The sequence below is a fragment of the Staphylococcus sp. AS1337 genome, from assembly GCF_051408735.1.
GTDB lineage: Bacteria > Bacillota > Bacilli > Staphylococcales > Staphylococcaceae > Staphylococcus > Staphylococcus xylosus_B.
This window is the reverse complement of the sequence record NZ_JBOIHZ010000002.1, coordinates 330,357-343,500: the sequence shown is the minus strand read 5'-3', so window position 1 is coordinate 343,500 and position 13,144 is coordinate 330,357. Positions and strand designations below refer to the sequence as shown.

The window sequence follows — 13,144 nt, the reverse complement described above, 5'->3', positions numbered from 1 at the left end:
GTATATTCAAAAGAATTAAACATTTCCAATGAACACCGTGCATATTAATTATTTTTTATTTTTACGACGAATTTGATAAGATGCATTCATTTTAATAAGTTCTGACTTTAATGTTTTCATTTGACTATAACCCATAAAGTGATATTTTCTTGCTATCATATAATTGTAGCGTTCTTCAAAATTCATTGGTACAACAGGATAATTATCCAGCTCTTGAAACTCAAGGTTATCAATATTATTTATTTGTTTAAAATATTGTTCAATTAAATCAAAGTAATCATCTAGCAATGCTTTCGCTTCAGTTGATTTTAGTTGCTTTGCTTTTGCAAAATAATCAAGTTGATCTTCTAAAATTGTAAAATGTTCTTTTGTAATCATTATATTTATGCCTCTTTCACATTGGCTTTATAGCGTTTTTGTCCTTCTCTACATTCTTCAAATAATGGACAAACATCACATTTAGGACTTCTTGCTAAACAATGATAACGCCCAAAAAAGATGAGTTGATGATGTGTTTTATTCCAACGCTCTCTAGGAACTACTTTACATAATTTATCTTCTACCTGCCTAACGTTGTCTTTCCATCTGCAAATACCTAAGCGTTTAGAAATGCGTTCAACATGTGTATCAACAGCTAGGGACGGTTCGCCAAAAGCAACACTCATGACCACATTTGCTGTTTTTCTACCAACACCTGCTAAACTTTCTAGTTCACCATGTGTATGTGGAATTTCACCATCAAATTTATCTAAAAGCGACTTACATAATTTTTGAATATTTTTAGCTTTATTTCTATATAGACCGATTGTGCGTATATCATTTTCTAATTCTGAAATATCTACGCTTAAATAATCCTCAGGCGTTTTGTATTTTTTGAATAGTTTATCTGTTAATTTATTTACTGAAATATCTGTAGTTTGAGCAGATAATAATACTGCAATGGTTAATTCAAAGGGATTATCATGTTTTAGTTCACATTCAGCATTTGGAAACATCTCAGCAATAACATCCACCATTTCTAATGCTTTTTTGTTACTTATCATTTGGATTCTCTCCATTCAACCAATCAAATTTGGGTACTTTTGTTACGGTATGCTTCATTTTAGGTTGATTAAATTGACGACTAATCTTTTTCGAGTCTTCAATCGTTTTGACATTATTTTTCTTCCAATTGAGCAGAATACGATCCATGTATTTAAAACTTAATTTGTTTTGACTTGTTGCTTCATCAAGGGCAGCTTGAATCACGCTTAAATCGTGTTTATCTACGTCTAACCATTGATTTAAAGTTTCCATTTCAAATGGAGATAACGGTCGTGCAAAAGCTTGTTCGATTTGTTGAAATAACGTATTAAAATCTACTTCAGATTTTTCTTCGTCATGTTGGACTTCCATTTCTTCCATGATTTCACTTAATTTATTATAAAATGGACTCAGGTTCATATATTCTGTGAATTTTCCTTCTTCGTCTTTATTTACTTTCAGTTCTAGCAAATCGCTTTGAATTAAACTTTGAATGACAGAAGTAATTGCCTTGGAATCTAGAGATGACCCTTGTTGTAATGATTCAATGGAAGGCTGTTTGTTAGATGTTTCTGAAGCATGTATAAGTTTAATTAAAATTACTAATTCCGTTTCATTTATACCTAATTGATTATAATTATTTAATAGTTCTTGTCTAATAATTACTGGTCTAACTTTAAGTTGTTCGCTATTCAAACATGCACCCTCCTTTCATTAATTGCGTTATAAAAACGTCCAGCCATAGATATTAGACTGGACGAATGTTGATATATATATAATGCTTATGGATATAAACGATTTAATAGACGTGGGAATGGAGCAGTTTCACGAACGTGCTCTACGCCCGATAACCAAGCTACAGTTCTTTCTAAGCCTAAACCGAATCCGCTGTGAGGCACACTACCGTAACGACGTAAATCTAAATAATAGCTGTAACTTTCAGCGTCTAATTCAAATTCACTTAAGCGTTGTTCAAGTAGTTCGAGATCGTTAATACGTTCTGAACCTCCGATGATTTCACCATAGCCTTCTGGTGCGATTAAATCAGCACACAAGACAGTGTCTTCATTTTCAGGGTTTGGTTGCATATAGAATGGTTTGATTTTTGTTGGATAATTTGTGATGAATACAGGTAAATCATAATGATTGGCAATTGCAGTTTCATGTGGCGCACCAAAATCTTCGCCCCATTCAATATCATCAAAACCTTGTTCTTTTAAGAATACGACGGCATCATCATATGTGATACGTGGAAACGGTGTTGATACTTTTTCTAATTTTGAAGTATCACGTTCTAATGCATTTAATTCTAACTTACAGTTATTTAAAACAGATGTAACAACGTGTGTAACATATTGTTCCTGTATTTCTAAGCTTTGGAAATGTTCACAAAATGCCATTTCTGGTTCAATCATCCAAAATTCAATAAGATGGCGACGTGTTTTTGATTTTTCAGCACGGAATGTTGGTCCGAATGAAAATACTCTGCCGTGCGCCATAGCTGCCGCTTCCATATAAAGCTGACCACTTTGAGATAAAAATGCATCTTGATCAAAATATTTTGTATGGAACAACTCGCTTGTACCTTCAGGTGCACTTGCTGTTAAGATTGGTGGATCAATTTTTGTGAAACCATTATCATTAAAGAATTCATAAGTTGCACGAATAATTTCATTTCTTATTTTCATAACTGCGTGTTGTTTTTTAGAACGTAACCATAAATGACGGTGGTCCATTAAGAATTCTGTACCGTGATTTTTTGGTGTGATTGGATAATCATGCGCTTCTGAAATCACTTCAATAGATGTAACTTGCATTTCATAACCGATATCTGAACGATTATCTTCACTGATGACACCTGTGATATAAAGTGAGCTTTCTTGAGTAATTTCTTTAGCTTTTTGGAAAGTGTCTTCATCAACTGCAGCTTTGGCAACAACACCTTGCATAAATCCAGTCCCATCTCTTAATTGCAAGAATGCGATTTTACCACTTGAGCGTTTGTTTGTTAACCAAGCGCCTATTGTAACTTCTTGGTCGATATACTGTTTTGCTTCTTTTATCGTTATATTCATAACCAGTCTCCTATTATATTGTAGTTTTCTATGCTTTATCCTTATATATTTTAACAAAATCCATATATAAGTTCTAGTTGTGAACGCTATGTTTATGAGTTATTCTCATCTTTTTTTAATTTTTTAAGGATGCCAGAAAATTGTTTAATATCTCCTTTGTTTTGGCGATAATTTTCTAAAGATTGCTCGAAAAATTGTTTGTAGTTACTTCTGATTAAACGATCATCAAAAGATACAATAATTCCTTTGTCGTTTTCACTACGTATCAATCTACCAAGACCTTGTCTAAAACGTGTTACAGCATCTGGTAAAACGTATTCTTTAAAAGTTGAAGTAAACTCTGATTCCATAAGCCAATATTTAGTATTATTTTGATTCATAAATGGTAATTTAGCAATCATGACACATTTAATTCCGTTTGATTCAAAATCAAATCCTTCGAAAAAGGTTCCCGTACCAAGTAATATCGCTTTATTAAAACTATTAAATTGCTGAACTATTTTATAATTTTGATTTTGTTGTTGTGTTAATACAACATAATCTTCAAATTCAGGTAATTCATTTAATAGCTCTTGTACCATGTGCATCATTTTATAACTTGTGAATAGTATCAAACATTTAGATTCAACGATATTCACATATTCAATCACATAATTGACGATTGAACTTACATAATCATTAATATTTTTATAATTATAAGACGTTACGTCATTTGGTATGAATACTGTAGTTTGATTTGGAGACATCACTGTAGAGTCTATTTCATAAGTATTAAAGTCTATATCTTTGTTGAACCAATGTCTGAAATTATCAAATGTATGGTTGAAAGTTAACGTACCTGATATGAAAGTAAGGGAATTAAATTTATCTAACACTTGTTTTGTTAGTATTTCTTTCACACCATAATCTTTCACATTTAATTTAATCGTTGATTTTTGGTTTAAGTTTTTGATTGAAAGATAACTTGTATGGTTGTTTTTGAGACTTTGTTCTATTTCTTTAAAACGATCATTAATATATAAAAATTGCTTGCGTACAGATTTAATTGATTTATGACTCATTCCATTGAAAAACTCCAACGTCATATTTAACTTATGAATAATAGCATGTAAATCATTTAAAATTGGCGTGACATCAAAATGATACACGAAATGTAATTTGTGAACTTCGTCATCTTGGATTTCTGAAGCACGAATGATTTCATACATTGTTGAGAATAATTTTTCGTTCAAATCGTGAATTTCATTAACTGTAGTTTTTAAACCAAATACATCTATTGGTGGTATATCTAACTTTTCTAATATTCTTTGCTGTTCTAGATTATCAATAGATTTAAGTAGTTTTTCATTTTCTGTCTTACCTATTAAGCCTAGTTGGTATTTAATATCTGAATAACTAAGCTCGTTTGTAACTTGATTCAAAGCATAATCTGGTAATCTGTGAGCCTCATCTATAATACAGTCATCAAATAATTGATAAATTGAATTATCATGTGTTGCATGTATTAAATGTGCATGATTTGTGATACCTATTTGTATATTTTGTGCGTTGCGCTTAATGAAATTGAAATAATTGATATCATTACGAACAGGTACATATGTTTCTAGTTTTTGTTCGAAATACATCTTCTGTCCGCCTTTTAAATCTAATTCTTGTATGTCACCTGTAGCTGTTTCTGTTATCCATATAAGCAATTGCATTTTTAGAATACTAACTTCGTAGTTGTTAGAATCTTCTTTTAATATTTGGCTAATTAACCCTAATGAAATATAATCTCTCTTACTTTTAATTAAAGTTGCGTTAATCTTGAAATCTAATGCACGTTTTAATGCTGGAATATCTTTTTCTAATAACTGATTTTGTAATAACTTCGTATTAGTAGAAATCATTACATGCTTGCCAGTTTCAATATTATACATAAGCGAAGCTAGCAAATAAGCAAATGATTTCCCGCTTCCTAAAGGTGCCTCAATCATTGCCTTTTCACTGTGCATGAGTTGTTCTAATATAATTTCAGACAGATATAACTGTTGTGGTCGGTATGTTAATCCTAGTTCTTTTGTTACGTGTGTGTATAGTTCTTTTAATGTTCCGTTAAAATTAACAGTCGGTGCTTTAAAGTCGATTTGTTTTTTATATATAATTTGTTCAAATTGCTCATATTGATTGTCTAGTGGCTGTACACTATGATTACGCACCATTTCGAATAAAATATCATGTAAATCATATTTTAAGTTTTTGCTGAGATAGTATAGTTGTTTAAGTGTATCTAACGGTAGCGATTCGAATTTAGCAAAAGCCATAATCATTAATTTTGCTGTTGTTGCAGCATCTTCATCTGCCCTGTGCGCATTTGTTAAAACGATGCCGTGAGTCTCTGCTAATTCACTTAATTGATAGCTTTTATCTGTTGGAAACGCAACTTTAAATAATTCTAAGGTATCCATAACTTTTTTTGGACGATATTTAATATTGCAATTTTTAAATGATTTCTTTATGAAATTCAAATCAAAAGCGACATTGTGAGCGACAAATATACAATCTTTTATTTGCTTGTATATATCTTCGGCAACTTCATGAAAATATGGCGCTTGATTTAACATGTCTTCTTCTATCGACGTTAGAGCTTGAATAAAAGGAGGAATTTCTAAATCTGTTTTTATCATTGAATGATATGTGCCAATAATTTTGTTTTCGCGAACAAATGTAATACCTATTTGAATAATTTCATCATAATCTAATTGATTACCTGTTGTTTCTAAGTCGACAACAGCATAACACGGTTTTGTCATTTCGATTCCTCCTTTCATCGTTGTTTTGTTTATATTTCGATATCTGCACTCATTAATTGATGTTTTTGATTATCTTCATCATTAACAATTAAATAGCCGTTTTTGTCAATGTCTATTGCTTCGCCTTGGAACTGATTACCGTTTTCAGTAAATTTTAATTGCTTGTTCCAAATATTTGAGACCTCTATATATTCTTGACGAATTGTGGAAAACGGTTCTTTTAAAAATTGTGCGTAACGATATTCTATTTGTTGTATAAGTAATTTTAAAAATTCGTAGCGATTTACTTTTTCATTTCCTTGTATACGCATACTTGTCGCTTTTTGTGAAAGTTCACCGTCGAAATCTGTTTGTGTTTGGTTCATATTAATACCAATACCACAAATAACCGCTTCTATACCATCACTGTTCGCCACCATTTCTGTTAAAAAACCACATACTTTTTTACTATTAATATAAATATCATTTGGCCATTTAACAGAAACTGGAGTTTTGCTAAAAGCTTGTATAGCATCACGAATCCCTAATGTCATAAATAAATTGAATTTTGTAATCATATCGAATGGGACATTAGGGCGTAATACAACCGACATCCACAATCCTTTCCCCCGTGTAGATAACCATGGTCGATTGAAGCGACCTTTGCCTTTTGTCTGCTCGTCACTAAGTATTAAATAAGTATCAGTATTACCTACTAATTTTTGTTTTGCTAGTAACTGTGTGGAATCTACATTTTCGAACACTTCAATATGCTTAAATAGTTGCTGTGTTTTTATACTAGGTATAACAATTCCACTATACCATTTATCAGGAAGTTGTATTAGCCGATGACCTTTATGATTTATTGATTCAATTTGACAACCTTCTAATTTTAGTTGATCTATAACTTTTTTAACTGCAGTTCTGGAAATAGATAACTGTTCAGCAATAAATTGACCTGAAATATATTCAGGTTGATATTGATACAACATGTGTATCACATCTTTACTATATTTAGACATGTGTTTTCACCCACTTTATTAGTTCAGGTTTAAAGTTGTTCACTTCACCTGTTATAATAGCACACTCAATTTCTCGTAATGTTGATTTGAGCCATGGTCCACTGGGTTTATCAACTAATGTTAAAATATCTTTGCCGTTGATATCCATTTCTTTTCTCGAGTGTATTGGCAATACTTGTGCCATTTCTAAAATTGCTCTGCCATTTATGATAAATGGAGAGTTTGTTACTATTTGATTTTCTTTAAAAGTATCTGCATAACTCAATACTTCTAATATATCTTCTTTACCATAATCATAAACAAATAATTTAAGTTGCCTTTTTGTTTGTACTTTAGGAATAGTTTCTATTATCTGAATGATTTTATTTATATATTTTTTCTCTTGGTTACTCATTTTTAAATCTGAAATATTTGAAGTTATGTCAGGTTGTTGGACTTTTAATAATGCAATAAATACTGTAAGAGGCATCGGTTGTTCTATGATAACTTTCGATAAATCAAAATATTTAAAGAAAGGCATATAAGAAAATGCTTTAAATTGCTTTAGATTATTAAAAGTTTGCTTAATTGCGTTTCCAAGCATTAACTTCTTAAGCTCAACAACAATTCGTTCAATTGATAAATGACTAATATCTGAAATAAGTTGCTCCATCGCTTTAAAGGTATCAGGATCTAATTCAAAATCTAATTGAGACTGAAAGCGTAATCCTCTAATGATACGTAGTGCATCTTCATTAAAGCGCTCTGAGGGATTACCTACTGTTCTGATTATTTTATCAACAATGTCTTGTTGCCCATTAAAATAATCATGGATCTGATATTGCATATCCATAGCAATCGCATTCATTGTGAAATCTCTGCGTCTCACATCTTCAAATAGATTTCTTACAAAATAGACTTCATTAGGTCGACGGTGATCGATGTATTCACCTTCAGCGCGAAAAGTTGTCACTTCATATTGTTCACCTTGGTAAACAACATTAATAGTGCCATGTTCCCTGCCTATTGGGATGGTTTTTTCAAATACCGACTCGATTTCGTCCGGAGTGGCACTTGTTGTGATATCAATGTCGTGAATTGACTTATTCATGATATAGTCTCTAACAGAACCACCTACAAAGTAAGCTTGGAAATCGTGTGATTGTAGTCTTTCTAAAATAGGTTTAGCTTTTTCGAATAAATTATTAGTCATTGTTACCCTCTAACATTTTTTTGTAGTAATATTCATATTGATCAGCAATTAAATCAGAGGAGAAACGAGCCGATACATCTTGTAACATATTTTCTTGGATGTTTTTATAAAGTTTTGTATCAGTTAATAATTTAATTGCATATTCACTCGCTAGTTTACTATCTCCTACATCTACTATAAAGCCAGTTTCATCGTGTTTAATGACTTCCTTTATACCTCCTGCTGTAGAACCAATAGGTACGACGCCAGATTTCATCGCTTCTAATAAAGTCAGCCCGAAACTTTCCTTTTCGCTTAAAAGTAATACCAAGTCTGATATTTGATAGAACTCGCTTACCCAATTTTGTTTACCTAAAAATAAAACTGCATCTTCAATGCCTAAATCACGTGCTTTCTGCTTCATATCCATCAATTCTGGACCATCACCTAATAATATTAACTTTGAAGGTATCGCTTGATGAACTTTTGCAAAGGTATCTATTATTGTATCAATTCGTTTAACTGCTCTAAAGTTAGATACATGTATTAATACCTTTTCACCCGGCTTTATACCGTAACAAGCTTTCAAACGTTCATCGTCCGGAGTGGCTTGATTTGGTTTAACAGGAAATTCTTTCTCTCTAACGAAATTATATATAGGCACAATACGTTTATCTGTTTCAATGATATCGTATGTTTGTTCTGCAAGTGATTGACTCACGCTTGTAACGATATCACTACCTTCTATACCAAATTTAATAGCATTTTTTAATGAATGATCATAACCTAAAACGGTGATATCTGTACCATGAAGTGTAGTCATAATTTTTATATCTTTATTAGACATATGTTTTGCTAAAATACCACATACTGCGTGAGGAACGGCATAATGCATATGTAATAAATCTAAATCATATTCATTAATAACTTCTGCTATCTTTGTACTTAATGTAATGTCATAGGGTGGGTATTGAAAAACTGCATATTGATTCACTTCTACTTGGTGAAATGTAATATTTGGTAATGGTTTACGTATTCTAAAAGGAATATTGGAAGTGATGAAATGAATATCATGTCCACGTTCAGCAAGTTTTATGCCTAACTCTGTAGCTATAATGCCTGAACCACCCATAGATGGATAACAAGTGATGCCTATTTTCATAAGGCGGGACATCCTTTCTTATTTGATTATATTATCTACGTTCAAATCTATTTTTATCTCGAGTATTAAATTTTTCCATTGTTTCATCAAAACTTTCAGTTAAATCTATATCTAAAGAATTCGCAATACACATTAATACGAATAAATTGTCACCGAGTTCTGCTTTAATTGTATTTTCGGCTTCTGACGATTTTTTCTTTTTCTCACCATAATAATGGTTAATTTCTCTCGACAATTCACCTACTTCTTCAGTTAGACGTGCAAGGTTTGCCAAAGGAGAAAAGTATCCAGTTTTGAATTGACCAATGTAGTCATCAACTTCTGTTTGCATATCTTTCATAGATTTCATTTTAAACGCCTCACATTCCTTTAGGTTTCTTATATAGTATAGACTAATTTTATGTTTCATGCATTATTCCTGCAACAGTTAAGGCTTATGTCGTACATATTTAAACTAATTGATTGTCTAGTGTGATTTTTGTAATTTCATAAGCATTTTGTGATATTTTATGCGATGTCAAAAATGCTATAACATATTGGACCTGAATTAAACAAAACAATCTATTAAATTAAGCATAAAAAAGGAGGCTAAGACATTTTTCGAATGTCCCAGCCTCAAAATATTAGTTTAGTAATTATAATCTAACGTAAAAATTGAGCCTTATAATAAGCTGTTTAAATGTTAGTCATCTAAGCTGAAGTAACGAAAACTTATTTCAAAATAAGGCTTCTGCATCACTTCAATTTATATTATTATTCACTAGATCTAGCGATAAGGATAAATCTTGCAAGTTCCGCTAAAGCTACTGCAGTTGATGCAACATAAGTCATTGCTGCAGCTGTCAATACTTTTTTAGCATGACGATATTCCTTTTCGTTAACAATGTTTAAGCTTTGAATTTGCTTCATAGCTCTACTACTTGCATTGAATTCAACCGGCAGTGTAACGATAGAGAAAAGGACAGCAAATGACATAAATGCAATTCCAATCCATAGTGCAGTTGAACCTAAAGTACTTTGTAAACTCGTTAAAATAATACCTGCAAAAACGGCTAAATAACCAATTGAGCTACCAAGGTTAGCCAGTGGTACTAACGATGTTCTGAATCTTAGGAAGAAATAACCTTGCGCATGTTGAATTGCATGGCCAACTTCGTGAGCAGCAATAGCTGTACCAGCAACAGAAGGTCTACTAAAGTTGGCTGGTGATAGTACAAGCACCTTTTTTCTTGGGTCGTAGTGGTCAGTTAAGAAACCTTTTCCTTCAACCACGTCAACATCATAGATACCATTTGCCTGTAAAATTTCTAAAGCAACTTCTTGACCAGTCTTTCCACTTGTTGATCTAACTTGTGAATATTTTTCGTAATTAGATTTAACTTTATGCTGTGCCCATAGAGGCAACACCATTAAAATAACAAAGTATATAATCATATAGATAAAAGACAAAAATCTCACTCCTTTATAAACATTTTACTGTGAACATCAATGGTGGTCAAATATTTTATCTTTTTTAAATCGAGTTAAATATAAATAAAGTATTAATGGAATTACGCTTAACCAAAATGCTAAGTAGGCAACACCTTCTAAATGACTTGCAATAAAATCATAATAAGGATATTGCATAAATACATAATCTATAATGTCATTATGAAACACCCATATCATAGCAATAACAAAACCAATAATTGAAATTTTGAATCTTGGATAAAATATAAATGCTTCAATCGCCATAATGCCATGTGAGAGTATGAGCATACATCCTGTGATTGTAACCGTGTCATATTGAATAAACATGATTATATTCATTATAACTGCCCAAACTCCGTATTTAATAAGTGAGACGAAAGCAAGGGCTTCAAATACTGGGATATTCTTACCTAATATGAATGTAATAAGTACGAAACATAAAAATAGTGAAGCGGTCGGACTATCTGGTACAAATATTTTAAATTGAGTTTCAGTCATACTTAATTGCTCACCGTACCATATGTAACCATAGATTGTACCTAATAAATTACACAAAAGTAAAAAGTAAAGTATGCCTTTGTGATACAACATTAATTCCCAAAGTGATTTTATATTCATACTGTCAATCCTTCGTTGTTATATTTACATTTCTTAATTTAAAAGTATTAAGGATTTGTGATAATTGATAAAACAAATCGCTATCATGTAATTGTAAGCTTAAATCAATATTATCTTGCAAATGTGTGATGATAGAAGATTCACTTTGTTTTGAAAGCGGAATTCGATAGATGTCTTGAATATATAACGCATAATATGGTGAATGTAATAATTGTTTAATGAGTAAGTCATCTAATCTTGCTTCCCTATCTTGTTCAGCATTAAAATTCAGCTTAATGTCAAAAGATAATTGATTGAGAGCGATGTGCTCGAAAATCTCATTACTATTAATCATTTGTTGGTCTTTATAATTAAATTTAATACCATATTGCTCAGTGTGTAACATAGAAATTTCAAGCGTATTATGTGTATCGATACGTTCATCTACGAAATGTACGTTTTGTAGTAATTCTGGCGAAGATTTGAGTAAGTTCAATACCCATACACTAATCCTAGACTTGAATTCATATTGAAAGAGTAAATACTCTATGAAAGTTGCTTTTGATTGTTGTAGGGTATCAAACATTTAACTCACCTTCCTATACTAGAAAGACGCCAGTCTTTCCGCTTCATCATGCCATGTCTCATTAGATGGTTCTAATTCAACTAATTGGTCTAATAGCTTTTTAGCTAACTCAATTTGACCAATTTCTATTACATAAAAATAATAGTCACTTAAAAATGCAGATTGTGTTTGTAACGTGTCGTATGCTAATTCAAAGAAATGCTGTGCTTCTTTATCGCGTTCTTCTTGCCCCAATGCATAAGCGAGGTGCCACATAAATACTGGATCTAAGTCTTCTTCATCTACATATTTCAATAATCCAATAAGTGACTCATAATCTTCTTCTTGTCTATATAAATCACTTAATAACAATAATGGTTCTTGGTACGCATTATCAACTTCAAGTGCTTGAATTAATAATTGAACGCCTTCATTAGCGTCTCCGTGTTCTATTTGGATGCTACCAGTGGAAACCATCAATTCTTTATAGAATTGCGTTAATCTTAATCCTTCTTTACCGATTTCGATTGCGTCGGCGTGATTATGTTCGTTTTCATATAACTGTTGTAAATAGAAATATGCTTGTAGAAAGTCAGGGTCTTTAGATAATAGTGTTTGAACTAATTTAATAGCTTCTTGTGAGAGGTCATTTTTTTCATAAGCGATGGCTTTTTTGAAATAATCTTCTGAATCCATTTCATCTTCATTGATTTCATCAAACATTTTAATTGCATCACTGTAGTTACCGCTTTGCAAGCTACAATCGGCTAAACGAGAAAATAGATTTACACCGTTCACTTCATATTCTCCCGTTTCAAGCACGGTTTCGTATTCTGAAGTTGCTCGTAAATATTGACCATCAAAGTATAATATCTCAGCAAGTGCGTAATGTATGATTGGATCATTTGGCTCAATATCAATTGCTTCATCTAGTTTACTAATTGCAACTTCAAGCATATTTAATTGTTGATATAAATCTGCCTCTAACATTAAGCGTTCTGTTGATATTTCAACTTCACTTAAATATTCTAACGCTTCATCTGTGTGGTTTTCAGCCATTAATCCTTCGATAAAGTATATTAATAATTCACTTTCATCAGGATATTTATGGTAAAGCGTACGGAATACTTCTAAACCTTGTGGCATCAATCCATAATTATATAATGTTTCACCTAGAATAAATAAAGCATCGTCCTTAGGAGAACTTAATGCATCATTAACACGTGTGTCTAGGTTCTCTAATTTTTGTAAGTTGATATCATCTATTAATTTATAGATATCTTCCATA

The 13,144-nt window shown here is 31.6% G+C and carries 13 protein-coding genes; all 13 read right to left on the bottom strand.

Translation table 11 applies throughout. The features are described 5' to 3' along the window. Window positions 1–48: 48 nt before the first annotated feature. Window positions 49–378 carry a YpoC family protein gene (locus ACSUE0_RS04390; protein WP_119614777.1) on the bottom strand — a complete coding sequence of 110 codons (330 nt, stop codon included), beginning with the start codon at window positions 376–378 and terminating at the stop codon, window positions 49–51. A gap of 5 nt (window positions 379–383) precedes the next feature. Then, a complete protein-coding gene (nth, locus tag ACSUE0_RS04385; RefSeq protein WP_119614778.1) occupies window positions 384–1,043 on the bottom strand; it encodes an endonuclease III in 660 nt (219 codons plus the stop codon). Continuing rightward, on the bottom strand, window positions 1,033–1,719 hold the full coding sequence (locus ACSUE0_RS04380) for a DnaD domain-containing protein (RefSeq protein ID WP_119614779.1): 687 nt from the start codon (window positions 1,717–1,719) through the stop codon (window positions 1,033–1,035). Before ACSUE0_RS04380 ends, nth begins: the two co-directional genes overlap by 11 nt. Before the next feature lie 86 nt (window positions 1,720–1,805). Beyond that, window positions 1,806–3,098 carry an asparagine--tRNA ligase gene (asnS, locus tag ACSUE0_RS04375; RefSeq protein ID WP_119614780.1) on the bottom strand — a complete coding sequence of 431 codons (1,293 nt, stop codon included), beginning with the start codon at window positions 3,096–3,098 and terminating at the stop codon, window positions 1,806–1,808. A gap of 92 nt (window positions 3,099–3,190) precedes the next feature. Next, window positions 3,191–5,890, bottom strand: a complete 2,700-nt coding sequence (locus ACSUE0_RS04370) for a helicase C-terminal domain-containing protein (protein WP_436956244.1) — start codon at window positions 5,888–5,890, stop codon at window positions 3,191–3,193. Between the two features lie 29 nt (window positions 5,891–5,919). Then, window positions 5,920–6,891, bottom strand: a complete 972-nt coding sequence (locus tag ACSUE0_RS04365; RefSeq protein ID WP_436956242.1) for a biotin--[acetyl-CoA-carboxylase] ligase — start codon at window positions 6,889–6,891, stop codon at window positions 5,920–5,922. Continuing rightward, a complete protein-coding gene (locus tag ACSUE0_RS04360; RefSeq protein ID WP_119614751.1) occupies window positions 6,884–8,083 on the bottom strand; it encodes a CCA tRNA nucleotidyltransferase in 1,200 nt (399 codons plus the stop codon). Before ACSUE0_RS04360 ends, ACSUE0_RS04365 begins: the two co-directional genes overlap by 8 nt. After that, complete coding sequence (gene bshA / locus ACSUE0_RS04355; RefSeq protein WP_119614750.1) at window positions 8,076–9,224, bottom strand: N-acetyl-alpha-D-glucosaminyl L-malate synthase BshA; 1,149 nt, start codon at window positions 9,222–9,224, stop codon at window positions 8,076–8,078. The genes ACSUE0_RS04360 and bshA overlap by 8 nt, the downstream gene beginning before the upstream one ends. A 31-nt stretch (window positions 9,225–9,255) precedes the next feature. After that, on the bottom strand, window positions 9,256–9,573 hold the full coding sequence (locus ACSUE0_RS04350; protein ID WP_119614749.1) for a nucleotide pyrophosphohydrolase: 318 nt from the start codon (window positions 9,571–9,573) through the stop codon (window positions 9,256–9,258). Between the two features lie 404 nt (window positions 9,574–9,977). Beyond that, window positions 9,978–10,673: a zinc metallopeptidase gene (locus ACSUE0_RS04345; protein ID WP_119614748.1), complete on the bottom strand. Its 696-nt coding sequence runs from the start codon at window positions 10,671–10,673 to the stop codon at window positions 9,978–9,980. Between the two features lie 36 nt (window positions 10,674–10,709). After that, on the bottom strand, window positions 10,710–11,312 hold the full coding sequence (locus tag ACSUE0_RS04340; RefSeq protein ID WP_119614747.1) for a DUF1405 domain-containing protein: 603 nt from the start codon (window positions 11,310–11,312) through the stop codon (window positions 10,710–10,712). A 4-nt stretch (window positions 11,313–11,316) separates the two neighbouring features. Then, on the bottom strand, window positions 11,317–11,877 hold the full coding sequence (locus tag ACSUE0_RS04335; RefSeq protein ID WP_119614746.1) for a YpiB family protein: 561 nt from the start codon (window positions 11,875–11,877) through the stop codon (window positions 11,317–11,319). 18 nt (window positions 11,878–11,895) lie between these two features. Next, window positions 11,896–13,143, bottom strand: a complete 1,248-nt coding sequence (locus ACSUE0_RS04330) for a tetratricopeptide repeat protein (RefSeq protein ID WP_119614745.1) — start codon at window positions 13,141–13,143, stop codon at window positions 11,896–11,898. Window position 13,144 lies beyond the last annotated feature (1 nt).